Below are 26,323 nucleotides of genomic sequence, written 5' to 3'. Positions count from 1 at the left end.
ATTCATCGATTTCTTTGAAACTGCCGGATGCGCGCGTCGCGCGTGCATTGAGCCGTTTCTCTTTCATGGCGGCAACGCCAACCAAGGTCTCAACGTGAAATCCCTGTCCGCAAGTCCCCCGCTCGCCCGCGCCCTGGCCGAGCGCAACTACAACGATGCCACGCCGGTCCAGACCGCAGTGCTGGCCCGCGATGCCATCGGCCGCGACCTTCTGGTGTCGGCGCAGACCGGCTCGGGCAAGACCGTCGCCTACGGGCTCGCCATTGCCAGCGACATGATGGGCGATACCGAGCGCCTGCCGAGAGCAAGTGCGCCGCTCGCACTGATTGTCGCGCCGACACGCGAGCTGGCGTTACAGGTTCATCGCGAACTGGAATGGCTTTACGCCCATGCCGGCGCCCGCGTCGTGTCCTGCGTCGGCGGCATGGACCCGCAGCGCGAGAAGCGTGAACTCGAGGCCGGCGCGCATATCGTGGTCGGCACGCCGGGGCGGCTGTGCGATCACATCCGCCGCAAGCGCCTCGACGTTTCCGAACTGAAAGCCGTTGTGCTGGACGAGGCGGACGAGATGCTCGATCTCGGCTTTCGCGAGGACATGGAATTCATCCTCAAGACCACGCCGGACACACGCCGCACACTGCTGTTCTCGGCGACCTTGCCGCGCACTATCGTCTCGATGGCGAAGCAGTACCAGCAGGATGCTTTCCGCGTCGAAGTCACCGGCGGTGACGGCGGCCACGCCGATATCGAATACCAGGCGATCCGTATCGCGCCGGGTGACATCGAACATGCCGTGGTCAATGTGCTGCGGTATTTCGAATCGCCGACAGCCATTGTGTTCTGCAACACGCGCAACGCGGTCAACCATTTGCAGGCCGCTCTTCTCGAACGCGGATTCTCCGTGGTCGCGCTGTCCGGCGAACTGACGCAGAACGAGCGCACCAAGGCGTTGCAATCCCTGCGTGACGGGCGCGCGCGGGTTTGTGTCGCCACCGATGTCGCGGCGCGCGGCATCGATCTGCCGAATCTCGGCCTCGTCATTCACGCCGACCTGCCCAACGATCCCGAGGTGCTTCAGCATCGTTCCGGCCGCACCGGCCGGGCGGGCAAGAAGGGCATCAGCGTGATGCTGGTGATTCCCGCGCGCAGGCGGCGCGCCGAATTTCTTCTGGATCTTGCCGGCATCGATGCCGTGTGGGGCACGCCGCCCACCGTGGATGACATCCGCAAGCTCGACCAGCAGCGCATGCTTCAGGATGCATTGTTTGGTGAAGCGGCGACGGAAGACGATCTCGTGCTGGCGCGTGCGCTGCTCACCGAGCGCTCCGCGGAAGACATCGCAGCGGCGCTGGCGCGGCTCTATCGCTCCCGCCTGCCCTCACCCGAAGACATTCTCGATTCCGGTCAAGGCGGGCGCTCGCGCGACGATCGCGGGCCGAGACGTGACAATCGCGAGTTACGCGGCGATGACCGCGCCCCGCGCGCGAAATCGAAATCACGCGGCGAAATGCCAGAAGGCAGCGTATGGTTCCGCGCCGCCATCGGCCGCAACAAGAATGCCGAGGCGCGCTGGCTGCTGCCGATGATCTGCCGCCGCGGCGGAATCGGCAAACAGGACATCGGCGCCATTCGCATCTTCGACACCGGCACCGAATTCGAAATCTCGGCAACGGCCGCCGATGAATTCGCTGCGAAAATCAAGCGCCCTGACAAGGAAGACAATATCCGCATCGAGGCTCTGCCGAACGGACCGCAAGGTGACAACGCCACGTTCGAGAAGCGTCCGCGCAAGCCGCCGCATAAGGACAAGGATTTCAGCGCCAGTCCGCGCCGTGATGACAAGCCACGCTACGACAAGCCGAAGCACAGCGGAAAACCTCAACGGGACGATGCCCGCCGCTTCGAAGGCGCGGCTGCGCGCGGCAAAGGCCCGAAGCCAGGGAAAACCCAAAACCGCGCGAGCTGGCCGGATGTCGACAAGCCATCGTTCGGCAAGAAGCCAAAGAAAAAGAAGCACCGCAAGGGCGCGTAACGCCTCCGGCTCTTCTGCGGCGTCCCCTGTATTGGGCTATCCCAGAAGCCCGGCGAGGTGAAGCGCCACGCCCGCGGCCGCGCAGGCGGCAAGCGTCTGCAACATTCCGGCATTGAACCGGAATATCGCCGCTGCTGCGGCGACCGAGAGCGCTAGCGCCCATGGGTCAACGCTGGTGAGCACGGGCGCATCGAACGACAGACCGGAGCTACGCACCGGAAATGTTGCGCGGAAGATTGTATGGACCGCGAACCAGATCGCGAGATTCAGGATCACGCCAACCACGGCCGCCGTGATGGCGGACAGCGCGCCGGCGAGCGCCTTGTTGCCGCGCATGGTTTCGATGAACGGCGCGCCAAGAAAGATCCAGAGGAAGCACGGCGTGAACGTCACCCAGGTCGCCAGCAGGCCGCCGAGCGTTCCCGCAGCCATGGGCGACAGCGCGCCGGGATCGCGGAAGGCCGCCATGAAGCCCACGAACTGAAGCACCATGATCAGCGGGCCCGGCGTCGTTTCCGCCATGCCGAGGCCGTCCAGCATTTCGTGCGGCTTTAGCCAGTGATAATTCTCCACGGCCTGTTGTGCGACGTAGGCCAGCACGGCGTAGGCCCCGCCGAACGTGACCATGGCCATCTTGCTGAAAAACACCGCGATCTGCGTGAAGACATTGCCATGTCCCAACAGCAGAAAGAGCAAAGCCACCGGAACCAGCCACAGCAGCAGCCAAACCGCGGCGACCCGGAAAGAACTTGCCACGCTCGGGCGCGCGTGCAGCGGCAACTCATCGCCGAGCACACTGTCCACGAGGGCCGTGGACTTCTCGCCGCCGTGGCCGCCACCCACCGCGAACGCGGCAAGACCCGCGCGGCCGCCAAAAAAACCGATCAGCCCGGCCATCAGGATGATCACGGGAAACGGCACATTGAAAAAGAAAATTGCAACGAACGCGGCGGCGGCAACCCACTGCATGACCCGGTTTTTGAGCGCCCGCTTGCCAACACGGAACACGGCCTGAATGACGATCGCCAGGACAGCCGCCTTGAGGCCGAAAAACAATGCAGCGACAAACGCCACATTGCCGAACGCTGCATAGATGTAGCTCAGCGCCATGATGGCGACGATGCCCGGCACAATGAACAACCCGCCTGCGACGATGCCGCCGCGCGTGCGATGCATCAGCCAGCCGATGTAGGTCGCAAGTTGCTGCGCCTCCGGGCCGGGCAGCAGCATGCAGTAATTCAGCGCATGCAGAAACCTGCTCTCCGAAACCCAATGCTTCTCCTCGACAAGGATGCGATGCATGACCGCTATCTGCCCTGCCGGGCCGCCGAAGCTCAGCAAGGCTACGCGCAGCCAGACCCAGAACGCCTCCCTCAGAGTCGGGAAACCTGGCGTGCTTCGTGCCGTGGAGATCGAAGATGGTGCGGCAGCCTCGGTCATGCTTTCACTTTTGCCTTATGAGATGGCCAGTTGTGGGTTTCGTCGGTTGCGTCCCGGCACCAGCGATAGAAGGCATCGTACAATCCCATGCCGGCTTCAAGCTGCTTCAGGTCATCGGAGTACATTCGCGACAGGCCCAGCGACGCGGCAAGCAGACCCGGAGCCTCAGGCGAGAGGTCGAGCCGCGCCGTGTCCGCAGCCCGAACTATCGTCGCCAGATGCTTGAGCGGGGCGGTCCCAAGTCCGAATTCCTCGATCATGACGTCAAAGGTGCATCGTTCGCCGCGGTGGCCCCAGAACACGTTCTCAATGTCGAATGGGACAGCTCCGAAGCGCGCCCCGACGGCTTCAACCTCGGCGGCGGCCACGAACAGAAACACCGCCGATGGATCGATGAAACGGCGGATCAGCCATGGACAGGCAATCCGATCGATCTTGGGGCGTGAGCGGGTCACCCAGATCGTTCGGCCTTGCGAATCCCGATCAGGAAGCTTTGAAGCGGGGATCAACGGGAGGCCTTCTTTTGCCCAGGCTTCGATACCGCCTTCAAGAATGTTGGCGGAAGCGCCAGCGTGACGAAGCCACGCTGCAACGCCCTCGCTGAGTTTCTGCCCTCTCCTGCAAATTGCCACAACGGTCTGGCCGGAAAATGCCGATGACCACTCGGTGGCGCGCGCATAATCGCGCCGCATGGCGCCGGGGATCAGATGAGGATCAACCTCGAAGTCCTCGTCGGTTCTGACGTCGACGAGAACGGGACACACGGGCGTGCCGATCAGACGGGCGAGTTTGTCGGGGGAAATTGCGTTGATAGCTGACATGATGCGTCCTTGTTGAAAAATGGACGCGATTCTTGGGCATGTCGCCTTGTGGGGAGATCGCTTTCCCCATGGCCCTAAGTACAGCCAAAGGGCGCAATTTTGTCAATTCCGGCACGGGCCACATGAACGGTGCGATCTACACCTTTGCCGTCCGCAACAAAGTGTGGGCCGAGGTATGGGCCACCAGCCAGCCCACGTCACGAAGCACTAACAAATAAGGACTTTTCGGCCTGTATGGCGGAGAGGGAGGGATTCGAACCCCCGATAGGCTTGCACCTATGCCGCATTTCGAGTGCGGTGCATTCGACCACTCTGCCACCTCTCCGGGTACCAAAGCGGCGGTTTCCCGCCGGGTCGCGGGCGAGTTCTATGCGAGGATGCCCGTTCAGACAAGGCGGTCCCGGTTTTTTCAGGCTGAGAATGGGAGGACCGGGCCATGTGACGGGCACGGGTTTTCGGCCCGTTCAGCTAACGGCATTCGGATTTCGAGGCGCAGCCGCGATAATCGTGCGGCGGTGGCCTCTCCCGAACCCCCGCTGTTCGGGGCCTTATCCTTTCTTCTTCTCCCGCGGATTGCGCATGGTGAAGCGCGCATTGCCGAGACCGGTGCCGATGGTGAGAATTCCCCAGCGCTTGTAGTCCTGCATGAACGGAATCTCGCTCAAGCCCTGCACCACACCGTCATTGTGCATCAGGACCGCGGTGTCGTGGTCGCCGATGTTTGGAATGAGATCGATCAGACTCGCCGGCAGATTGAACTTGCTGCTCTCCCAGTTCCCCGGCAGGTTTTGCGCGCCTTTTTCGATCGAGCCATCCGCATTGATCGCACCGGGACATGAGATGCCGATAAAGGGCGCCAGTTTCATGCCTTCTGCTTCGGCTTCCTTGATGAAATTCCTCAGCATCCCTGCGAGTTTCTTCACCGCGCCTTCGCGGGTCGGCTCGTCATCGGCGTGACGCCAGAGTTCGGACTTCCAGACCGAGGCCTTCGACAGATCCGGCGTTTTTTTCTGGCGGGTTTCGACCACGCCGCAGCGGATGTTGGTGCCGCCAATATCCACCGCAAGAAGACTGTCGTGCCCCTCGAAAATCCACGATGGCGCCAGATGCGCGCAGCCGATCAGCGCCGCCTCATCGGGATGGAAGCGAATCGGAATCAGGCCAACCTTCGCTCCCTCCGCCTTGAGAATGATGTCGGCACGCGCGATCGCCAGTTCGCCGATCCGGCTCTGCCGGAAGCCGCCGCCGACAATGACCGCTTCGGTCTTGTCCCAGGCCTTGGTTTTGAGGAAGCGCTTCGTGACATAGGCCAGTTCCTGGGCGAACTCCTCAATGGCGCTATGGATCAGCGCCGAGGCCTCGGCGTCCTCGCCCACCAGAATATCGTCGAGCTTCTTCTTGCTGATGTCTTCCGTCGATTTTGCGCCCAGCGGGTCGTCGCCGCTTTTCTTCAGGGGCTTGCGCCACTTGTCGAGAATGTTCTGAAATGCGCCCTTGCTGGCGCGGTCGCCCAGAAATCCGTCCTCGTCCTTGAGTTCGATATTGTAGCTGTCGATGTCCACGGACGGCAGCCGCGCCGCTCCGTGGTTGCCGATACCGGCGGTCGTCAACGTGTCTTCAGCCATATCCGGGAGCCCCTTGCCTGTTGCGGGGTATAACGGCCGGGGAACCGGATGGTTTCGGGAACGGAGGGCGGCGATGCCCCGGAAGGCCCCAAACGCCGGAAAATCGAGCCCAATGGCCCAGAAATGGCCCATTTTCAGGCCGCTTTTCCTTGACTCGACGTCTTCTGCGGCTATAACACCCGCAACCCGGCGCGGGATTTCTCGCGCCGTTTGTTTTTGTGCGGCCGTGACCAACGAGTCAGGGCGGCGCTGACAAGTGAACCCATAGCGACTGAATAAAAAGCCGGGCCGGATCAATCCGAGCGCCGGAATTGAACACGAAGGAAAAAAACGATGTTCGCAGTCATCAAAACCGGCGGCCGGCAGTTCCGCGTCGTTCCGGATGATGTGCTCGAGATTGGCAAGATCGCCGGCGATGTCGGAACGATCGTGCAGCTTGGCGAAGTAATGGTGGTTGGCGGCGATACGCCGGTTCTCGGGGCTCCGTTCGTCAGCGGCGCGTCCGTGGCGGCCGAAGTGCTCGACCACAAGCGCGGCCCGAAGGTGATTTCCTTCAAGAAGCGCCGCCGCAAGAATTCGAAGCGCAAGCGCGGCTATCGCGACGAAATCACGGTGATCCGCGTCACCGAGATTCTGACCGACGGCAAGGCCCCGACCGTGGGTCCGCGCCCGAAGAAGGAAAAGAAGGTCGAAGCTCCAGCCGCCGAGGGCGATGAAGCTCCTGCCAAGGTCGCCAAAAAGGTGCCGGCCAAGGCCGCTGCCAAGCCCAAGACCGCAGCCAAGAAGGCCGCGCCAAAGGCATGATGCCGAAAAGTGTGAAGCGGTTTTCGGACCGCATCATGCCTTAAAATTATATAGCCGATCACGTTCATCGTGATCGGCGGCAAAGAGCGACAAAAAGTGAAATGATTCCGTCAAGGAATCGGACTATAGCTTAAAGCGAATTTTGGAGACGGAGCCATGGCTCACAAAAAAGCAGGCGGTTCATCGCGCAACGGACGCGACTCGGCAGGCAAGCGCCTCGGAGTCAAAGCGTTCGGCGGCGAGCATGTGATTCCGGGCAACATCATTGCGCGTCAGCGCGGCACGACCTGGCATCCCGGCCTTAACGTCGGCATGGGCACGGACCACACCCTATTCGCCAAGGTCGAAGGCCGCGTCGAATTCCGCGCCAAAGCCAACGGCCGCACCTTCGTCTCGGTTATTCCGATGGCGGAAGCGGCTGAATAAACGGTAGACACATCGCGTCTGCCGGGTCTCGTTGAACCGGCAGAGCACTGGAAGGCTCGAAGGGGAGACGGGTAAACCGGCCTCCCCTTTTCGTTTGCGCTCGTTGGGGGCGGGCACATCAAGGAGCCTGACCATGCTGCTGGAAAAGCCAACGCCCACGTTGCGGGAATCAAGAGCCGTCGTCCTCGAGACCGATCGGCTGGTGTTGCGTCAGCCGACGCTCGCGGACGTAAAAGCCATCGCGCATGTCGTGGGCGACAAGCGCGTGTCTGTTAACCTGCGCCGCGTGCCGCATCCCTACACCCAGGACGATGCGATCAGCTTCGTGAACACCATCGCAGGCACCATCGATACCGTTTTCCTTGTCGAGCGCGAGCGTGCCGCGGTCGGGCTTGTCGGCGTGAGCTGGGAAAACGAGAACGCGCCGGAACTGGGTTACTGTTTTGGCGTCGATCATTGGGGCAAGGGCTTTGCCACGGAAGCCGCGCGCGCCGTGATCGATTACGCCTTCGAGGAATTTGCCATCGACGAACTGCTGTCCGGCGCGCGGGTGCTGAACCCGGCCTCGCGTCATGTGCTGGAGAAGTGCGGCTTCCAGTGGACCGGCGTCGAACTGCATCGCTTTCTGGCGCTTGGATCGTCGACACCGGTCGATCGGTTCAAGCTCGAGCGCGGCGTCTGGGCTTCGCTCAGAAGCTGGAGCAACTCAACGCGGCGGTGACGCTCGCCTCGCAAGCTTTGCAGTGAAAGGTCACCCCGGCGGAGGCACCACAACCGGCTCCTCGCGAACGAGGGCGCGCTCGCGCAGGAAGATGTAGAGGCCAGCCAGGATGATGACCGCCGCGCCCGCGAGCATCGCCACCGACGGCACGTCGCCGAACACGACATAGCCGAAGATCACGGCCCAGATGATCATCGTGTACTGGTAGGGCACGACCACGCTTGCCGGGGCGAGCTTGAGCGAGCGGTTGACGCCGAGAGCCGCCACGATGGAAATGCAGCCAGCCACCGCGAACAGACTGAGGTCCGGCAGGCTCGGCGTGATCCAGCCGAACGGCGCCACGACAAGACCGAAGAGCAGCGTTCCGCAGAACTGCGCCGTTGTCAGCACAACGTCCGGCGTGCCGCGCAGCGACCGCGTGATGATCATAAGCGCCGCGAACGATGAACTGCCCGCCAGTGCGATCATCGCCGGCCAACTGAAGGCCTGTGTCGACGGGCGCAGCGCGATGATGACCCCGATGAAGCCGACGACAATGGCGCTCCAGCGCCGCCAGCCGACCTTTTCGCCGAGGAAGATCGCAGAGGCCGCGGTCACGAAGATCGGCGCAGCGAGATAGTAGGTGATGACATCGGCAAGCGGCAGATAGACCGACGCAGCGAAGAACGCCGCAACCTCCAGCGTCGAAAGCGCGACCCGGATGATTTGCAGCCCGGGCCTCTGAATGGTCCGGAAGGCATTGCGATGACGCCAGATCACCGGCGACAGCAGCACGAGACTCGCCACCGCGCGCAGCAGCAGCAGCTGGCCGACCGAATAGGTCGCGACAATGAACTTGCCGATGGCGTCGCCGAACGAAAACATCCACACCGCCAGCAGCATCAGCGCGATGCCCGCGAGCGTGGCCGAGCGGTTGCCGGCCTCTGCCGAGATTTTTGCGAACATGGCTGCGTCGCCGGGGTGATTGGGACCAAAATGCGGCTGCAAGGCGTTTTCGAGCGAAGTGGAAGCCGGTTCGCGTAAAGAAAATGCCTCAAATAAAAGATTCTTGCGTTGTTTAGGAGGCTAGGACATTTACCGCAACTGCCGTAAATGCAGCCTTTATAGCGATATTCCGCATGAATCGGTTGCCGCTCGCGCACCCATGGCGCATACATTGCCGCATCTGTCCCGGACGTGATTGGACACGGCAAACCGGGCCTTCTGCCGATCGCGGCGCAATGGAAAAACGATGAAGTTTCTCGACGAGGCCAAGGTCTATATCCGCTCCGGCGACGGCGGAAACGGCTGCGTGGCATTTCGTCGCGAGAAGTTCATCGAGTTCGGCGGCCCATCAGGCGGCAATGGCGGACGCGGCGGCGATGTCATCGTTGAGGTCGCTGACGGCCTCAACACGCTGATCGACTATCGCTACCAGCAGCACTTCAAGGCTCCGAAGGGCGTCAACGGCATGGGCTCGGATCGCCATGGCGCCAACGGCAAGAACATCGTGATGAAGGTGCCGCTCGGCACGCAGATCTTCGACGAGGACCGCGAGACGCTGATCCACGACTTCACCGAGGTCGGCGAGACGTTTGTGCTGGCGAAGGGCGGCAACGGCGGGTTCGGCAACGCGCATTTCAAGACCTCGACCAATCGCGCGCCGCGCAATGCCAATCCCGGACTGCCGGGCGAGGAGCGCTGGATCTGGCTGCGGCTGAAACTGATCGCCGACGCCGGCCTGGTCGGATTGCCCAATGCCGGCAAGTCCACCTTCCTCTCGGTGGTCAGCGCGGCGAAGCCGAAGATCGCGGACTATCCGTTCACAACCCTGCATCCGCAGCTTGGCGTGGTCGGCATCGACGGGCGCGAGTTCGTGCTGGCCGACATACCAGGACTGATCGAGGGCGCGCATGAAGGCGCGGGGCTCGGCGACAGGTTCTTGGGCCATGTCGAGCGCTGCCGCGTGCTGCTGCATCTGGTGGACGCGACATCCGAGCATGCGGGCAAAGAGTACAAAACCGTGCGCACCGAACTGGAAGCTTACGACGAGCATCTCACCGACAAGATCGAGATCGTCGCGCTGAGCAAGATCGACGCTGTCACGCCCGAACATCTCAAGGACCAGAAAGCGCGGCTGAAGCGCGCGGCGAAGAAAACGCCGCTGCTGCTCTCGAGCGTGTCGCGCGAAGGCGTGCCGGAAGCATTGCGCGCGCTGCTGGCTGTGATCGGCGAGGCGCCTGTGTCGGCGAAAGCGAAAAGGGCGACCGAAAACCCGGCAACAGAAGAGCCGGAGCAGCCGTCAGGCTGGACGCCACTCGGCCGCTGATACCCTATTCGCAATTCAACTTATGCCCGTCACACGCTGATTTTCCCGATGTCGAATCCCGAACTCAAGAATTTTCGCCGCATCGTCGTCAAGGTTGGATCGTCGCTGCTGATCGATTCCAGCGCCGGCGAAGTCCGCGCGTCCTGGCTGGCCGCGCTTGCCGCCGATATCTCCAAACTGCATCAGGCCGGCAAGGATGTGCTCGTCGTCTCATCAGGCTCGATCGCGCTCGGGCGAAGCCGCCTGAAATTGCCGAGCGGCCTGCTCAAGCTCGAGGAAAGCCAGGCCGCCGCCGCCGTCGGCCAGATCGAGCTGGCCCGCATCTGGTCCGGCGTACTCGGCCATTACGGCATCGGTGCCGGGCAAATTCTGGTCACGCTGCAGGACACCGAGGAGCGGCGGCGTTATCTCAATGCACGCTCCACCATCTCGAAACTTCTCGAGTGGCGCGCGGTGCCGGTGATCAACGAGAACGACACCGTCGCCACCAACGAAATCCGCTACGGCGACAACGACCGTCTCGCCGCGCGCGTCGCCACCATGACCAGCGCCGACCTGCTCATCCTGCTCTCGGATATCGACGGCCTCTACACCGCGCCGCCGTCTGCGAATCCAAATGCGAAGCTCATTCCGGTCGTCGAGTCCGTCACCGCGGATATCGAAGCGATGGCAGGCGCCGCGGAGTCCGAACTGTCGCGCGGCGGCATGCGCACCAAGATCGAGGCCGCGAAGATCGCAACCTCCGCCGGCACACACATGTTAATTGCGTCCGGCAAGATCGAACATCCGTTGCAGGCCATTGCCGACGGCGGACCCTGCACGTGGTTTCTCACTCCGGCCAATCCCGTCACCGCGCGCAAGCGCTGGATCGCGGGTTCGCTCGAGCCGAAGGGCACGCTCACCATCGACGCGGGCGCGGTCGCGGCGTTGCGTGCCGGCAAGAGCCTGCTGCCGGCCGGCGTGATCCGGGTCGACGGGCAGTTCGCGCGCGGCGACGCCGTGGTGGTGCGCGGCCCGGACACTCATGAAATCGGCCGCGGCCTGATCGCCTACGACGCTGAGGATGCTGACCAGATCAAGGGGCGCTCGTCCTCGGACGCGGCGCAAATCCTCGGCATCAGCGGACGCGCGGAAATGATCCATCGCGACGACCTCGTGGTCGGCGGGCCGCGCGGCACCGACAGCGCCAAATAGCCCCATCTGTCATTCCGGACGGCGCTCAAAGCGCGCCGATCCGGAAATCCCTATCGTTTGGAAATCACATCGGGATTCCGGGTCCGCGCCAGACGCGCGTCCCGGAATGACAGCTCCGCCAATGGCCTAGCAGCCAGCCCCGTCGGCCATTGGCCTATCCCGCCGGGCAGCCATGTTTCCGGCGGCTCGCCGGGCCCGAATTTCTGTGCTAGGGCATGGCCTTACAAGCATTCAACCCCACATAGACTGGCATGTCCGCTCCGCTCAAAGCTCTCGATGGCGCACCCGACCTGACCGCGCTGATGGCCGATCTCGGCGCCGGCGCGCGCCGCGCCGCGCGGGTGCTGGCACTTGCGCCAAGCGAGCAGAAGGATGCGGCGCTGGCCGCCATGGCCGCAGCCATCCGCGCCAATGCAAAAGAGATTCTGGCCGCCAACACCGAGGACGTCGCGGAAGCGAAGGCCAATGGATCGAGCAGCGCTTTCGTGGATAGGCTCGCGCTCAATGATGCGCGCATCGCGGCGATGGCCAACGGCATCGATGTGGTGCGAGCGATTCCCGATCCTGTCGGCATTGTCACCGAACGCTGGACACGGCCCAACGGCATGACCATCGAGCGCGTGCGCGTCCCGCTCGGCGTTGCCGGTGTGATCTTCGAGAGCCGCCCTAACGTCGCAGCGGACGCCGGTGCGCTATGCCTCAAGTCAGGCAACGCGGTGATCCTGCGCGGCGGCTCGGACAGTTTCCGGTCATGCCGCGCGATCCATCAATGTCTCGTTGAAGGCTTGCGCAAGGCAGGGCTTCCCGAACAATCCATTTCACTGGTGCCGACCCGCGACCGCGCCGCCGTTGGCCTGATGCTCGGCGGCCTCAATGGCGCGATCGATGTGATCGTACCGCGCGGCGGCAAGAATCTCGTCGCCCGCGTGCAGCTTGAGGCGCGCGTGCCGGTGTTCGCGCATCTCGAGGGCGTCAATCACGTCTATGTCGACAAGGCGGCGACGCCTGACATGGCGAAGACCGTCGTGCTCAATGCCAAGATGCGCCGGCCCGGCGTCTGCGGCGCGGCGGAAACACTGCTAATTGACCGGGCTGCCGCAAATACTCAGCTCAAGCCGCTGGTGGCGATGCTGCTCGATGCCGGCTGCGAGGTGCGCGGCGACGCGGATATTCAACGCGCCGATGCGCGCGTGAAACCCGTGTCCGAGGACGACTGGGCCACCGAGTACGAAGACGCCATCATTTCGGCGAAACTCGTGAACGGCCTCGACGATGCCATTTCGCATATCGAGCGTTACGGCTCGCACCATACCGACGCCATCGTCACCGAAGATCCGAAGGCCGCTGAAAAGTTTCTCAACGAAGTGGATTCCGCCATCGTGCTGCATAACGCCTCGACGCAGTTCGCCGACGGCGGCGAGTTCGGCTTCGGCGCGGAAATCGGGATCGCTACCGGCAAATTCCACGCACGCGGCCCGGTCGGCGCCGAGCAGCTGACCAGCTTCAAGTATCGCGTTCACGGCACAGGACAGACACGTCCGTGAATCGCGCGCCCGTGAGCGACGTGGCCGGGAACGCTCCAATCCGCTTGCCTCGTGCCCTTCCGCCTCATGCCGGCGGCATGCGTATCGGCCTGCTCGGCGGATCGTTCAATCCGCCGCACGAGGCGCATCGCGCCATCAGCCTGTTCGCGATGAAACGGCTGCGGCTCGACCGCATCTGGTGGCTGGTGTCGCCTGGCAATCCGCTCAAGAACAACGGCTCGCTGCACGCGCTGCGCGAGCGCATGACCGCCGCGCAGAAGGTCGCGAACCATCCGCGCATCGAGGTCAGTTGTCTCGAAACCGTCATCGGCACCCGCTACACTGCGGATACGATTTCGTATCTGCGGCGCCGCTGCTCCGGTGTACGCTTTGTATGGATCATGGGCGCTGACAATCTCGCGCAGTTCAACCGCTGGGAAAACTGGCAGCACATCGCCAGCATGGTCCCCATCGCCGTGGTCGACCGCCCGCCCGACAGTTTCCGTGCCTTGTCATCCCCTGCCGCAAAGACACTGATGCCCTATCGCATCGACGAGCGGAGCGCGGGAACCCTGGCGAGCCGCCGGACACCGGCCTGGACCTTCCTCACCGGCCTGAAATCCAGCCTGTCCTCGACGCGGCTACGGAACCCGGACGGAAGCTGGAAGGACGCCGGATCGCAATGACGTTTTCCGGCAACAGCGCGGCGCAAATTATCGCCTCAATATCTGGAAGATTGAAACCATTAACCCCACATGCGTATGATGAAGGCGGGCGCCAGGATTCGGCGCTCGCGATACAGTGAAAGGAATGGTCCCTGACCACATCTGTATTGTCCAAGGCAGCCTTGTCGAAGCCTCGTGCCGAAGCAACGCCTGCTCCCGTCTTGAAGGCGCGACCTGACGCCGACGAGACGCTGAACCTGATCCTCTCCCGCCTTGACGACATGAAGGCGGAAGAAACGATCACCATCGACCTCCGCGGCAAATCCTCCATCACAGATTACATGATCGTAACGTCCGGGCGGGCCAACCGTCATGTCGGCGCGATCGCGGAGAATGTCGCCAAAGGCCTCAAGGAAAACGGAATCGCGGCCCCTCACATCGAGGGATTGCCCAATTGCGACTGGGTGCTGATCGATTCCGGCGATGTGATCGTTCATGTGTTCAGGCCGGAAGTCCGCGAGTTCTACAATCTTGAAAAGATGTGGACTTCGGACAAGTCGGCGGCAAAGGCACGCTGAGAGGCGGTGAGCCTGCGCGTGTTCATGCGCTTGCGCGCGTGTTAGGTTGCGCGCCATGCGCATCGTCGTCATCGCCATTGGCCGCCTGAAGCAAGGCCCTGAACGGGAGCTCGCCGAACGCTATCGGGAGCGATTCGACGACATCGGCCGCAAGCTCGGATTTCGCGGCCTTGAAATTCATGAAATTCCGGAAAGCCGCGCGCGCGACGCCGCCGCGCGAATGGCGGATGAAGCCGCCGCGATCTCGGCACTGATCCCTGACAAATCGTCCATCATCGCGCTCGACGAACGCGGCGAAACCATCGACAGCGCGGCCTTCGCGCGGCATCTTGGCCGCTGGCGCGACGAGTCGGTTCCAACCGCTGTTTTTTTAATCGGCGGGGCGGACGGACTTTCGCCTGAATTGCGGCGCAAGGTGAAACTTAGCGTTGCGTTTGGAAAGGCGACCTGGCCGCATCAGATGGTGCGTGTCATGCTGCTGGAACAGATTTACCGGGCCGCGACGATTTTATCCGGCCACCCGTACCACCGCGCATAGTATAATTTCGCGTGTATTTTCTGTTCGCAAAGCCGGTTCTGACTTTTGCGAACGACGCGCATGAAAGACCCAACCGCACGTGACCGACGCGAAAGGTTATGCAAGCTCGCCAACATTGCGCCGGCTGATGCGCGGAGCGGTGCTGCCGCTGGTTGTTTCAGCCTTGCATGTTGCAGGCATCGCGCAGGGCTTCACGCAGGGCGCGGCCAAACAGGTTGCCGCTCCCGATCCCGAAGCGATCAAGCAGCGCACCCAGGAACTGGAAGCAGCGCGCGAGCAGCAGAAGAAAGCTGCCGAGCTTGAGAAGAAGCTCAAGGCCGACATCACCGCCATCGGCCAGGACCGCTCCAGGCTGAACCAGCAACTGATCGGCATCGCCGCGCAGGTGCGCGACGTTGAAGGCAAGATGGCCGATACCGAAGGCCGGCTGCGCCCGCTCGATGCACGGGAGCTTCAGATTCGCGCTTCGCTTGAAACGCGCCGCGATGAAATCTCCGAGGTGCTCGCAGCCTTGCAGCGTGCAGGACGCCGTGCGCCGCCGGCGCTGTTCGTGAGACCCGAAGACGCGCTGCAATCGTTGCGCACCGCGATGCTGCTGGGCGCGGTGGTCCCGGACATGCGCGCACGCGCGGCCAAGCTTGCCAGCGACCTCGGTGAACTGGTCAATCTGCGCAAGAACATCTCGGAAGAGAGGGACCGCCTCGCGCGCGACCGCGACAAATTGAACGACGATCGCGCACGGCTCGCGGCGCTGGTGCAGGAACGGCAGAAGACGCAGGCCGAAGCCGAAAAGGATATGGAAGCGGAACGGCAGCGCGCCATCGCGCTGTCCAGGCAGACCGAGAACCTCCAGGACCTGATCGCCAGGATGGAGCAGGAGGTGAAGGCTGCGGCGAAGGCCGCGGCGGCGGCCGAATTGAAAGGCACGCCAGCCTCCCTCGGCGGCAAACCAGATCCGGGCGCATTGAAGGACACCGCACGGCTAAGCCCGGCCATCGCCTTCGGTTCCGCAAAAGGACTATTGCGGATTCCGGTTAACGGCACCCGGGTCCGCAGTTTTGGCGGTTCCGACGGCACCGGAGGCCAGGAAAAGGGCATTTCCATCGCCACCCGGCCCGGCGCGCAGGTGACAACACCTTGTGATGGCTGGGTTGTTTACTCCGGTCCATTCCGGAGCTACGGACAACTCTTGATCCTCAATGCGGGCGGCGGGTATCATGTGCTTATCGCCGGTATGGAACGTATTTCGGTCACGATCGGGCAGTTTGTTCTAACGGGAGAACCGGTCGCGACGATGGGGACCACGTCTCAGGTCGCGTCAATTCTGGCGGCAGCGTCCAGCCAGCCCGTGCTCTACATCGAGTTCCGTAAGGACGGCGCTCCAATCGATTCTGGTCCATGGTGGGCCGCAAGTGAAGGCCAAAAGGTTCGCGGATGATGCGCAAGACTTCCCTGGTTCTCCTCAGCGTCGCAGCAGGCGCAGCGGCAACACTCTTCCTCACGCAGCCGCGCTCGGCTCTGGTGGGATCGGCGGCGCGCGCCGCGTCGTCCGACACTTACCGTCAGCTCAATCTGTTCGGCGATGTATTCGAGCGCGTCCGCAGCGACTATGTCGAGAAGCCGGACGACAGCAAGCTGGTCGAGACCGCGATCAGCGGCATGCTCACCGGCCTCGATCCGCACTCCAGCTACATGGACGCGAAGAGCTTCCGCGACATGCAGGTGCAGACACGCGGCGAATTCGGCGGCCTCGGCATCGAAGTCACAATGGAAGAGGGCCTCATCAAGGTTGTGTCGCCGATCGACGAGACGCCGGCCTCCAAGGCCGGCATCATGGCCAACGACATCATTTCTCAGCTCGACGACGAAGCGGTGCAGGGCCTGACCCTGAACCAGGCGGTTGAGAAGATGCGCGGCCCGGTCAACACCAAGATCAAGCTCAAGATCATCCGCAAGGGCCAGGACAAGCCTCTTGAGATCACGCTGGTGCGAGACAACATCCGGGTGCGCTCGGTGCGCGCGCGCGTTGAAAGCGATGACATCGCTTACATCCGCGTCACCACCTTCAACGAGCAGACCACCGAGGGCCTGAAGCGCGAGATGGCGAACCTCACCACGCAAATCGGTTCGGACAAGCTCAAGGGCTATATCCTCGATCTGCGCAACAATCCGGGCGGACTGCTCGAAGAAGCCGTGTCAGTGTCCGACGCATTCCTCGACCGCGGCGAGATCGTCTCGACGCGCGGCCGCAATGCCGAGGAAACCCAGCGCCGCACCGCCAAGCCCGGCGATCTCGCCAAGGGCAAGCCGGTGATCGTGCTGATCAACGGTGGCTCGGCATCGGCGTCGGAAATCGTCGCCGGCGCGTTGCAGGATCACAAGCGCGCCACGCTGCTCGGCACCCGCTCGTTCGGCAAGGGATCGGTGCAGACCATCATTCCGCTCGGCTCCGGTAACGGCGCGCTGCGGCTGACCACCGCGCGTTACTTCACGCCGTCGGGCAAATCGATCCAGGCCAAGGGCATTATCCCGGATATCGAAGTTCTGCAGGACGTGCCTGACGATCTGAAATCGAAGACCGATACCAAGGGCGAAGCCTCGCTGCGCGGCCATCTCAAGGCCGAAGGCCAGGAAGAGACCGGATCGCAATCCTACGTGCCGCCTGATGCGAAGGACGACAAGGCGCTGAAGATGGCTGCGGACCTCCTGCACGGCATCAAGCAGACCACGTCGGCTCCTGCCCCGACCGACAAGGCTTCGAACAAGGCCGCGAACTAAGCGGGCCAACATCTTCATCAAATCAGGGCGGCCTTCGGGCCGCCTTTTTTGCTGCCCGCATGCCGTCCGATCGCTGCGGAACCAAAGCCTTTGCGGCCCGCCGCACCGGCGCCGTGATAGGATTTGGCGATTGATTCGCGAGGCTGACCCGCAGTGACAACCGACGATCTGAGCGCCCCGCTTGGACAGGACCGGCCGCGCAGGCGGCGGTACCGGCTTCCGTTCACGGCACCGCAGGCGATTGCGGGGCTGTTCGGGCTGTTTCTGGCGGTCTTTCTCGGCTTCGCGATTTTCAACCAGAACCCGATGGGCGGCGAGCCGCTGGCGAAGGTGTCCTACGATTCCGCCAAACTGCCCGCGGAGACCGCGGCTAAGCCGGCCGGCCCAATCCCAACGGCACCCAGGGAAGCCGCAGCTAAAGAGCCTGTCGCGGGACAGCAAACTGTGACCATCATCGATGGCTCCAGCGGTGCCCGGCAAAGCGTGGTCGTGGGGGGCGGCGCGGACACCCCGGTGAACGCGGACGCGCCGCCCGCCATGATCGTTGGCGTCAATCCGAAGCTGCTTGAAAGCTCACGCTACGGCATGATCCCGGTCGCGGCCGACGGGCTGAAATCCTTCCGCGCCTATGCGGCCGGCGGCGATGCGGAGCGCGCCGCCGCCGCCAAGAAGCCCATCATCGCAATCGTCATCTCCGGGCTCGGCGTCGGCGCCGCGAAAACCGCCGATGCGATCACCAAGCTTCCCGGCGCCGTGACGCTCGCTTTCACGCCCTACGGCTCGGACCCCGGCAAGCTGGTGGAACGCGCCCGCGCGCAGAAGCACGAAATCCTGTTGCAGGTTCCGATGGAGCCGTTCGACTATCCGGATAACGATCCCGGCCCGCAGACGCTGCTGACGACACTGTCCGCCGAGCAGAATGCCGACCGCCTCGCCTGGCACATGAGCCGATTTCAGGGCTACGTCGGCATCGCCAATTTCATGGGATCGCGCTTTGTCGCAACCGACGCGGCGATGCAGCCGATCGTCAAGGAAGCAGCAAAGCGCGGCCTCGCCTGGCTCGACGATGGCAGCGCGCCGCGCAGCGTCGCCAGCGTGATCGCGGAAGGCCAGTCGATGCCGTTCGCGAAGGCCGATGTCGGTATCGACACCGTGCCGACGCCAGCCGAGATTGACCGGGCGCTGGCGCGGCTGGAGACGCTGGCGAAAGAGCGCGGAACGGCCGTGGGGGTCGCATCGGCGCTGCCGATCTCGATCGAGCGCATCGGAACCTGGGCCCGGCAGCTGGATGGCCGCGGCATCGCGCTGGTGCCGTTGACAACGGCCATGCTGAAACCAAAATCAAGCTAGCGATCTATCGATTCTAGCATCCGCGGCAATGCCTGCTGAAAGGGATGCGAATGCTGGAATTGGACCGCTGGCGTGGCCGCCGTGACCGGAACCGGTCGCCAGGATGGTCACGCAGACGAGAGAACAAGGCGCGATTGGTGCTGATACCGGTCGGGGATCAAAGGCTTTAGCAGTATGGCGCGTTACGACGATCTGCCCTACCGGACCTGCGTCGGGATTACCCTGATCAATCCAGAGGGGCTTGTATTCATCGGCCGCCGCATCGGCGGCCCGGAACATGTCGATCAGACCCATGTGTGGCAGATGCCGCAAGGCGGCGTCGACAGCGGCGAAGATACCTGGGCCGCGGCCAGGCGCGAACTCTATGAAGAAACCAACGCCCAATCCGTCGAGAAGCTCGGCGAGGTTTCCGAATGGCTCACCTACGACATTCCGCGCACGGTGGCCGGCCGGGCCTGGAAGGGCCGCTTCCGCGGCCAGAAGCAGAAATGGTACGCCATGCGCTTCACCGGCAGGGACAGCGAGATCAATGTCGCATCTCCCGCCGGTCACAAGGCGGAGTTCATCGACTGGCGCTGGGAGCCGATGAGAAATCTTCCCGACCTGATCGTGCCGTTCAAGCGGCCGGTCTATGAACGCGTGGTCAAGGAATTCACGAAATTCGCGGGAAAATAATTATCCGCCCTGAATACGAAAAAGCCCTGCATTGCAGGGCTTTTTTACTTTCCGATGAGCCGACGCTCAATGCATGGCGGTTGAATTGACGACCTGCCGCTGAATGGTCTTGAAGTGATCGAGCCGCTCGATGGCCTGATCGAGGACTGTGCCTTCCTTCTCCTTCAGATCCTCTTCCATCTGAGCGATCTTGTCGGCGAAAGCAGCCGTGTCGAGTTCCGCCACCGACGTTGCGGTGTCGGCAAGAACCGTGAGGCCCTTGTCAGAGATTTCCGCAAGGCCGCCGAGCACGATGATCTTCTCGTGCTTGCCGCCGACGGTGACGGTCATGATGCCGGGACGAATGCTCGCCACCAGCGGCGCATGTCCGGCCATCACGCCGAGATCGCCCTCAACGCCTGGAATATCGACCTGCTCGACTTCACCCGAGAAGGCGATCTTTTCCGGAGAAACGAGATCGAAGTGAAAGGTGGCCATTTCAAACCTGCGAATAGTGAGTAGCGAATAGTGAGCAGTGAACAGATTTTAGAGAAGGGAGCAGCGTTTCTTACTATTCGCCACTCCCTACTCGCCATTCGCTCTCTTACGCCGCTTCCGCCGCGAGCTTCTTGCCCTTCTCGACGGCTTCTTCGATGGTGCCGACCATGTAGAAGGCTGCTTCCGGCAGGTGATCGTACTTGCCGTTGCAGAGATCCTTGAAGCCTTTGATGGTGTCGGCGAGATCAACGAACTTGCCCGGCGAGCCGGTGAAGACTTCGGCGACGAAGAACGGCTGCGACAGGAAACGCTCGACCTTGCGGGCGCGTGCCACCGTCAGCTTGTCTTCTTCCGACAGTTCGTCCATGCCGAGAATCGCGATGATGTCCTGCAGCGACTTGTAACGCTGCAACACCTGCTGAACCATACGCGCGGTCTGGTAGTGCTCCTCGCCGACGATCAGCGGCGAGAGCATGCGCGAGGTGGAGTCGAGCGGGTCCACCGCCGGGTAAATGCCCTTTTCGGAGATCGCGCGGTTGAGCACGGTCGTCGCATCCAAGTGGGCGAACGAGGTGGCCGGCGCCGGGTCGGTCAAGTCGTCGGCCGGAACGTAGATGGCCTGCACCGAGGTGATCGAACCCTTGTTGGTGGTGGTGATGCGCTCCTGAAGCGCGCCCATGTCGGTGGCGAGCGTCGGCTGATAGCCCACCGCCGAAGGAATACGTCCGAGCAGAGCGGACACTTCCGAACCGGCCTGGGTGAAGCGGAAGATGTTGTCGACGAAGAACAGCACGTCCTGGCCCTGATCGCGGAAGTGTTCGGCGACGGTGAGGCCGGTGAGACCGACGCGGGCGCGCGCGCCCGGAGGCTCGTTCATCTGGCCGTACACGAGGGCGCACTTCGAGCCTTCGCCGCCGCCCTTCTTGTTCACGCCCGATTCGATGAACTCGTGATAGAGGTCGTTGCCTTCGCGGGTTCGCTCGCCGACGCCTGCGAACACCGAGTAACCGCCGTGCGCCTTCGCGACGTTGTTGATCAGCTCCTGAATCAGCACGGTCTTGCCGACGCCGGCGCCGCCGAACAGGCCGATCTTGCCGCCCTTGGCGTAAGGCGCCAGCAGGTCGACGACCTTGATGCCGGTGACGAGAATTTCAGCCTCGGTGGACTGGTCGGTGTAGAGCGGCGCTTCCTGATGAATGGCGCGGTCGCCTTCGGCCTTGATCGGGCCCTGTTCGTCCACCGGCTCGCCGACGACGTTCATGATGCGGCCCAGCGTGCCCGCACCCACCGGCACCTTGATCGGCGCGCCGGTATCTTTCACTTCCTGGCCGCGGACCAGACCTTCGGTGGTGTCCATCGCGATCGCGCGCACGGTGGATTCACCGAGATGCTGCGCAACCTCGAGCACCAGACGGTTGCCCTGGTTGGTGGTTTCGATGGCGTTGAGAATGGCCGGCAGATAGCCGTCGAACTTCACGTCGACGACGGCGCCGATAACCTGCGAAATGCGTCCGGTCTGATTGGCGGGTGATGCCATGGGATAGTCTCCTTAAAACTCGGTCTGTGCGGCGGTCGGCTCAGATAGCCTCGGCGCCGGAGATGATTTCGATCAGTTCCTTGGTAATCATCGCCTGGCGGGTGCGGTTGTAGATCAGCGTCTGCTTGCGGATCATGTCGCCGGCGTTGCGGGTCGCGTTGTCCATCGCGCTCATCTGCGCGCCGTAGAACGACGCGTTGTTTTCGAGCAGCGCGCGGAAAATCTGCACCGCGAGATTGCGCGGCAGCAGGCTCGAGAGAATTTCGTCTTCAGCGGGCTCATAGTCGTAAATCGCGGCCGCGCCGCTTGAGGCTTCCTTTTCCTCGAACACCAGCGGAATGATCTGCTGTGCGGTCGGAATCTGCGCGATCACCGACTTGAAGCGCGAATAGAACAGCGTGCAGACATCGAAGCCGCCAGCCTCGAACATCGCGACGACCTTCTTGGCAATGTCTTCGGCATTCTTGAAGCCGAGTACTTTCACCGAGCGCAGTTCGACATGCTCGACGATCTGCTTGTCGAACTGACGGCGGAGCTGCTCATAGCCCTTGCGGCCAACGCAGAAGAACTTGACGTCCTTGCCCTGGTTCATCAGCGACAGCGCCCGCTCGCGCGCGAGGCGCACGATCGACGAGTTGAACGCGCCGGAGAGACCGCGCTCGCCGGTGCAAACCAGCAGCAGGTGAACCTTGTCGTTGCCGGTGCCGGCGAGCAATGCCGGCGCGTTGCCGGATCCCGCCGCCGCGCCCGCGATGTTGCTGATCACCGCGTCCATGCGCTCGGCATAGGGACGCGCCGCTTCGGCCGCGGTCTGGGCACGGCGCAACTTCGACGCCGCGACCATCTGCATGGCCTTGGTGATCTTCTGCGTCGCCTTGGTGGAGGCGATGCGGACACGCATGTCCTTGAGAGACGCCATTTAGTCTAACCCACTTCCCCTCGGTTGATCTCCCTCTCCCGCTCGCGGGGGAGGGTCGGGGTGGGGGCTCGTTCATCCCTGATCAAGCAACCCCCTCCCGACCGGCTTCGCCGGTCGACCTCCCCCGCGAGCGGGAGAGGTGAAACTCGTTAAGCGAACGTCTTGGCGTAGCCTTCGACCGCGCCCTTGAGCTTGGCAGCGTTATCGTCGGACAGGTCCTTCGAGTCGCGGATGCCGTTGAGAATGTCGACATGCTTGCCGCGCAGCAGCGACAGCAGGCCGTCCTCGAATTCGCGCACCTTGTTGACCGCGATGCCGTCGAGATAGCCGTTGACGCCGGCGTAGATCACCACGACCTGCTCTTCCATCTTCAGCGGCGAGAACTGCGGCTGCTTCAGGAGTTCGGTCAGGCGCGAACCGCGCGCCAGAAGGCGCTGGGTCGAGGCGTCGAGGTCGGAGCCGAACTGCGCGAACGCCGCCATCTCGCGGTACTGCGCGAGTTCGCCCTTGATCTTGCCGGCGACCTTCTTCATCGCCTTGGTCTGCGCCGACGATCCGACGCGCGACACCGACAGACCGACGTTCACCGCGGGACGGATGCCCTGGAAGAACAGATCGGTTTCGAGGAAGATCTGGCCGTCGGTGATCGAAATCACGTTGGTCGGAATATAGGCCGACACGTCGTTGGCCTGCGTTTCGATGACCGGCAACGCGGTCAGCGAGCCGTTGCCATGATCGTCGTTGAGCTTGGCGGCGCGTTCGAGCAGGCGGGAGTGCAGGTAGAACACGTCGCCCGGATAGGCTTCGCGGCCCGGCGGACGGCGCAGCAGCAGCGACATCTGGCGGTAGGCGACAGCCTGCTTGGACAAGTCGTCGTAAATGATGACGGCGTGCATGCCGTTGTCGCGGAAATACTCGCCCATGGTGCAGGCGGTGAACGGCGCAAGGTACTGCATCGGTGCCGGGTCCGATGCGGTCGCGGCGACGACGATCGAATATTCCAGCGCGCCCTGCTCTTCGAGCACCTTCACGAACTGCGCGACGGTGGAGCGCTTCTGGCCGATCGCGACGTACACGCAGTACAGCTTCTGGCCTTCCGGCGCGCCCGCGACGTTGAGCGGCTTCTGGTTGAGAATGGTGTCGAGCGCGATCGCGGTCTTGCCGGTCTGGCGGTCGCCGATGATCAGCTCGCGCTGGCCGCGGCCGACGGGAATCAGGGCGTCGATCGCCTTGAGGCCGGTCGCCATCGGCTCATGCACCGACTTGCGTGGAATGATGCCGGGCGCCTTGACGTCGACGCGCTTGCGCTCCGTCGACTGGATCGGGCCCTTGCCGTCGATCGGATTGCCGAGCGCGTCGACGACGCGGCCCAGAAGTCCCTTGCCGACCGGCGCGTCCACGATGGCGCGGGTGCGCTTGACGGTCTGGCCTTCCTTGATCTCGCGGTCGGCACCGAAAATAACGATACCGACGTTGTCGCTTTCAAGGTTCAGCGCCATGCCGCGCGTACCGTTCTCGAACTCGACCATTTCGCCGGCCTGAACGTTGTCCAGACCATAGACGCGGGCGATGCCGTCGCCGACCGAGAGAACCTGACCGACTTCGGAGACTTCGGCTTCCTGGCCGAAATTCTTGATCTGGTCCTTGAGGATTGCGGAAATTTCCGCGGCGCGGATGTCCATCAGCCTGCCTCTTTCATCGCGTGCTTGATCGAATTGAGTTTGGTGCGAAGCGAGCTGTCGACCATGCGGCTACCGAGCTTGACGACAAGCCCGCCGATGATCGACGGATCGATCTTCACGTTGAGATCGACGTCCTTGCCCGACACTGATTTCAGTGCGGCCTTGAGAGCGTCGAGATTGGTGTCGCTGAGCGGCTCGGCGACGGTGACTTCCGCGGTGGCCTCGCCCTTGAACTTGGCGACCAGCGCGCGGAATGCCCTGATGACGTCGGCCACAGCGAACAGCCGGCGATTGGCGGTCAGGACTTTCAGGAAATTCGCGGCGATGCCGCTGATGCCTGCCTTGGTCAGCACGGCGCCCAGCGCCTTGGCTTGCGCGTCGGCGGTGAACACCGGGCTGCGCACCAGCCGAAGGAGTTCGGGGCTGTCGGCCAGCATGGCGGAGAACTTGTCGAGGTCAGCCTTCACGGCATCGACCGACTTCTGGTCGCGCGCCAGTTCGAACAAAGCCGTCGCATAACGGCCGGACACGCCAGATACGGAGGGATCTTCAGCTGCCACAAAAATCTCTTCTAGCTGTCGAATGACCAAGGAAAAAGACTATCGCTGGAGAACGGCGTCAGATCATGACACCAAGCGATCCAAGTCCTTGGAATTCAAGCGGGACTTCGATTTCTGGCCGGAGTGATCTACCTAGCAGCCCAAAATCGCGGTTTTGCTATCATAGGGAGCGCGCAGGTGCAACATGACGGCGATTGCGAACGCATTTTTGGTGACGCCGGTTTGTCGCACGCATCGTGTGGCGCTTATTGCCGTGCGCGGAAGGAATTCCTGAGACGGGAGCAGGTTGTTACGCACCCGCCGATCCACCATTGCGGCACCGATGTTTCGTCATGGACCTTGATGATCATCATCGCCTCAGAAGCGGCCAACATCAGCGCTTTTCGCAGGTTGCCCAAATTCGAGTCCGAAAGCATAGAAAAGCGGCAGAAATTTCGACTAACTATTTGAATTTAAGGAATAATTTAGAAAATACGCGATTGTACTTAGACGAGGATCAGGCATCATTGCGCATCGCACAAAAAGCGATTCGGACCGGCAATGACGCCGGCCCGGCACAGCTTCGGCTCGTGAGCAATAGTGGTGGGCAATGCCGCTTCCAATATCAGCCGGCCCGAGCGCCGGCGAAAACACCGTTTCGATTTCCGAACTTATTGAACTGACCAACGACCTGCGCACCAGCGCAGCCGAAAAGATCAACGGCATCCAGCGTGTCACCGGTTCGCTTCGGATGCTCGCATTGAATGCGATGATCGAAAGCGCTCGTGCCGGCACCCATGGCCGCGGATTCTCCGTGGTCGCCGCCGAGGTGCGCGAAATCGCCGCCAATGTTGGGCTGATTTCCGAACAGCTGCAAAAAGAGCTTACGGCGCAGATCGATTCGCTGAGCGCGCACACCCAATCCATGGCCAATGCCGCGATGGGTACGCGCATGGTCGATCTCGCTCTGAATGCCATCGAGATCATCGATCGCAATCTCTATGAGCGAACCTGCGATGTGCGGTGGTGGGCCACCGACAGCGCCGTGGTCGATTGCGCGGGGAACGTGACACAGCAATCGGCGGCCTATGCCTCCAAGCGGCTCGGCGTCATCCTCAATGCCTACACGGTCTATCTGGATCTCTGGCTCTGCGACCTGCACGGAAAGGTGCTCGCGAACGGGCGGCCCGATCGCTATTCAGTTGCAGGCCTCGATGTATCGCGGGAGCCGTGGTTCGTTCAGGCTTCTCGCCTGACGTCCGGCGACGATTACGCCGTCGGCGACATCAGCGTCGCCCCCGGGCTGAAAGGCGCGCAGGTCGCAACCTATGCGGCATCGGTGCGCGCAGGCGGCGAGAGCCATGGCGCGCCCCTCGGCGTTTTGGCGATTCACTTCGACTGGGCGCCTCAGGCCGAGACCATTGTGCGGGGCGTCCGCATCGAACCGGAAGAGAAGACAAGAACCGCTGTACTGCTGGTGGACGCACATCGCAGGGTCATCGCCTCATCGGAGGGGACAAGCACCCTGGATCAGCATTTTCAGATCGAGACCGGGAACCAGTCTCACGGATTTTACACCCGCTCCGACGGCACGACCGTCGCGTTCCATGCCACCCCTGGCTACGAGACTTATCGCGGTCTTGGATGGCACGGCGTGATCGTGCGCCGATCCGACTGATTCGCCCGGAAAC

25 protein-coding genes and 1 tRNA gene are annotated in these 26,323 nt (G+C 62.7%); 16 read left to right on the top strand and 10 right to left on the bottom strand.

The genetic code is table 11. The annotated features are described in order from the left end of the window. The first annotated feature begins 94 nt into the window (after positions 1-94). Positions 95-2,032 (top strand): DEAD/DEAH box helicase, encoded by a 1,938-nt coding sequence (locus tag AC1Q6J_RS07870; RefSeq protein ID WP_492278757.1) that lies wholly within the window; start codon positions 95-97, stop codon positions 2,030-2,032. A 36-nt stretch (positions 2,033-2,068) separates the two neighbouring features. Here the strand turns inward: AC1Q6J_RS07870 and chrA are convergent, their stop codons facing one another. From chrA to AC1Q6J_RS07850, 4 genes are all read right to left on the bottom strand, one after another. Then, on the bottom strand, positions 2,069-3,472 hold the full coding sequence (gene chrA / locus AC1Q6J_RS07865) for a chromate efflux transporter (RefSeq protein ID WP_492278756.1): 1,404 nt from the start codon (positions 3,470-3,472) through the stop codon (positions 2,069-2,071). Next, on the bottom strand, positions 3,469-4,293 hold the full coding sequence (locus AC1Q6J_RS07860; RefSeq protein WP_492278755.1) for a chromate resistance protein ChrB domain-containing protein: 825 nt from the start codon (positions 4,291-4,293) through the stop codon (positions 3,469-3,471). The genes chrA and AC1Q6J_RS07860 overlap by 4 nt, the downstream gene beginning before the upstream one ends. Positions 4,294-4,528: 235 nt before the next feature. Continuing rightward, a tRNA-Ser gene (locus AC1Q6J_RS07855) sits at positions 4,529-4,618 on the bottom strand. A 223-nt stretch (positions 4,619-4,841) separates the two neighbouring features. Further along, a complete protein-coding gene (locus tag AC1Q6J_RS07850) occupies positions 4,842-5,918 on the bottom strand; it encodes an ROK family protein (RefSeq protein WP_492278754.1) in 1,077 nt (358 codons plus the stop codon). 333 nt (positions 5,919-6,251) lie between these two features. On the opposite strand from AC1Q6J_RS07850, the gene rplU reads away from it, so the two are divergent. From rplU to AC1Q6J_RS07835, 3 genes are all read left to right on the top strand, one after another. Beyond that, complete coding sequence (gene rplU / locus AC1Q6J_RS07845) at positions 6,252-6,722, top strand: 50S ribosomal protein L21 (RefSeq protein WP_492278753.1); 471 nt, start codon at positions 6,252-6,254, stop codon at positions 6,720-6,722. A gap of 156 nt (positions 6,723-6,878) precedes the next feature. Continuing rightward, a complete protein-coding gene (gene rpmA / locus AC1Q6J_RS07840; RefSeq protein ID WP_492278752.1) occupies positions 6,879-7,148 on the top strand; it encodes a 50S ribosomal protein L27 in 270 nt (89 codons plus the stop codon). Between the two features lie 133 nt (positions 7,149-7,281). Then, entirely contained in the window at positions 7,282-7,869 is a 588-nt protein-coding gene (locus AC1Q6J_RS07835) for a GNAT family N-acetyltransferase (protein ID WP_492278751.1), read from the top strand. Positions 7,870-7,899: 30 nt separating this feature from the next. Here the strand turns inward: AC1Q6J_RS07835 and AC1Q6J_RS07830 are convergent, their stop codons facing one another. Continuing rightward, the gene (locus AC1Q6J_RS07830) at positions 7,900-8,814 is read right to left on the bottom strand and encodes a DMT family transporter (protein ID WP_492278750.1); all 915 of its coding nucleotides are present in this window, start codon (positions 8,812-8,814) and stop codon (positions 7,900-7,902) included. 286 nt (positions 8,815-9,100) lie between these two features. Here AC1Q6J_RS07830 and obgE point away from each other — a divergent pair, with 286 nt between their 5' ends. The 10 genes from obgE (at position 9,101) to AC1Q6J_RS07780 (ending at position 19,478) form a co-directional block, all read left to right on the top strand. After that, positions 9,101-10,177 (top strand): GTPase ObgE, encoded by a 1,077-nt coding sequence (gene obgE, locus AC1Q6J_RS07825; protein WP_492278749.1) that lies wholly within the window; start codon positions 9,101-9,103, stop codon positions 10,175-10,177. Positions 10,178-10,225: 48 nt separating this feature from the next. Next, entirely contained in the window at positions 10,226-11,371 is a 1,146-nt protein-coding gene (gene proB, locus AC1Q6J_RS07820) for a glutamate 5-kinase (protein ID WP_492278748.1), read from the top strand. A 251-nt stretch (positions 11,372-11,622) separates the two neighbouring features. Beyond that, complete coding sequence (locus tag AC1Q6J_RS07815) at positions 11,623-12,915, top strand: glutamate-5-semialdehyde dehydrogenase (RefSeq protein WP_492278747.1); 1,293 nt, start codon at positions 11,623-11,625, stop codon at positions 12,913-12,915. 44 nt (positions 12,916-12,959) lie between these two features. Next, positions 12,960-13,580, top strand: a complete 621-nt coding sequence (locus AC1Q6J_RS07810; RefSeq protein ID WP_492278746.1) for a nicotinate-nucleotide adenylyltransferase — start codon at positions 12,960-12,962, stop codon at positions 13,578-13,580. A gap of 161 nt (positions 13,581-13,741) precedes the next feature. Beyond that, entirely contained in the window at positions 13,742-14,137 is a 396-nt protein-coding gene (gene rsfS / locus AC1Q6J_RS07805; protein WP_492278745.1) for a ribosome silencing factor, read from the top strand. 55 nt (positions 14,138-14,192) lie between these two features. Then, positions 14,193-14,675, top strand: a complete 483-nt coding sequence (gene rlmH / locus AC1Q6J_RS07800) for a 23S rRNA (pseudouridine(1915)-N(3))-methyltransferase RlmH (RefSeq protein WP_492278744.1) — start codon at positions 14,193-14,195, stop codon at positions 14,673-14,675. Between the two features lie 127 nt (positions 14,676-14,802). Continuing rightward, positions 14,803-16,113 (top strand): murein hydrolase activator EnvC family protein, encoded by a 1,311-nt coding sequence (locus AC1Q6J_RS07795; RefSeq protein WP_492278963.1) that lies wholly within the window; start codon positions 14,803-14,805, stop codon positions 16,111-16,113. Further along, positions 16,110-17,453: a S41 family peptidase gene (locus AC1Q6J_RS07790; protein ID WP_492278743.1), complete on the top strand. Its 1,344-nt coding sequence runs from the start codon at positions 16,110-16,112 to the stop codon at positions 17,451-17,453. The genes AC1Q6J_RS07795 and AC1Q6J_RS07790 overlap by 4 nt, the downstream gene beginning before the upstream one ends. Before the next feature lie 153 nt (positions 17,454-17,606). Then, complete coding sequence (locus AC1Q6J_RS07785; RefSeq protein WP_492278742.1) at positions 17,607-18,803, top strand: divergent polysaccharide deacetylase family protein; 1,197 nt, start codon at positions 17,607-17,609, stop codon at positions 18,801-18,803. A 174-nt stretch (positions 18,804-18,977) separates the two neighbouring features. Beyond that, a complete protein-coding gene (locus AC1Q6J_RS07780; protein WP_492278741.1) occupies positions 18,978-19,478 on the top strand; it encodes an RNA pyrophosphohydrolase in 501 nt (166 codons plus the stop codon). Between the two features lie 66 nt (positions 19,479-19,544). Here AC1Q6J_RS07780 and AC1Q6J_RS07775 read toward each other — a convergent pair whose 3' ends face one another. From AC1Q6J_RS07775 to AC1Q6J_RS07755, 5 genes are all read right to left on the bottom strand, one after another. Next, on the bottom strand, positions 19,545-19,955 hold the full coding sequence (locus AC1Q6J_RS07775; protein ID WP_492278740.1) for a F0F1 ATP synthase subunit epsilon: 411 nt from the start codon (positions 19,953-19,955) through the stop codon (positions 19,545-19,547). 106 nt (positions 19,956-20,061) lie between these two features. Continuing rightward, positions 20,062-21,492, bottom strand: a complete 1,431-nt coding sequence (atpD, locus tag AC1Q6J_RS07770; protein ID WP_492278739.1) for a F0F1 ATP synthase subunit beta — start codon at positions 21,490-21,492, stop codon at positions 20,062-20,064. Positions 21,493-21,532: 40 nt separating this feature from the next. Beyond that, positions 21,533-22,411 carry a F0F1 ATP synthase subunit gamma gene (locus tag AC1Q6J_RS07765; protein ID WP_492278738.1) on the bottom strand — a complete coding sequence of 293 codons (879 nt, stop codon included), beginning with the start codon at positions 22,409-22,411 and terminating at the stop codon, positions 21,533-21,535. Between the two features lie 149 nt (positions 22,412-22,560). Then, positions 22,561-24,093 carry a F0F1 ATP synthase subunit alpha gene (atpA, locus tag AC1Q6J_RS07760; RefSeq protein WP_492278737.1) on the bottom strand — a complete coding sequence of 511 codons (1,533 nt, stop codon included), beginning with the start codon at positions 24,091-24,093 and terminating at the stop codon, positions 22,561-22,563. Further along, the gene (locus AC1Q6J_RS07755; RefSeq protein ID WP_492278736.1) at positions 24,093-24,653 is read right to left on the bottom strand and encodes a F0F1 ATP synthase subunit delta; all 561 of its coding nucleotides are present in this window, start codon (positions 24,651-24,653) and stop codon (positions 24,093-24,095) included. The genes atpA and AC1Q6J_RS07755 overlap by 1 nt, the downstream gene beginning before the upstream one ends. Positions 24,654-24,830: 177 nt before the next feature. Between AC1Q6J_RS07755 and AC1Q6J_RS07750 the strand changes: the two genes are divergently transcribed. Both AC1Q6J_RS07750 and AC1Q6J_RS07745 read left to right on the top strand, forming a co-directional pair. Beyond that, a complete protein-coding gene (locus AC1Q6J_RS07750; protein WP_492278735.1) occupies positions 24,831-25,103 on the top strand; it encodes a hypothetical protein in 273 nt (90 codons plus the stop codon). Between the two features lie 139 nt (positions 25,104-25,242). After that, positions 25,243-26,310, top strand: a complete 1,068-nt coding sequence (locus AC1Q6J_RS07745) for a methyl-accepting chemotaxis protein (RefSeq protein WP_492278734.1) — start codon at positions 25,243-25,245, stop codon at positions 26,308-26,310. Positions 26,311-26,323: the final 13 nt, after the last annotated feature.

The sequence above is a fragment of the Afipia sp. MLSD5-FHT05B12 genome (genome assembly GCF_058793355.1).
This window is presented reverse-complemented; position numbering and strand designations above follow the sequence as displayed.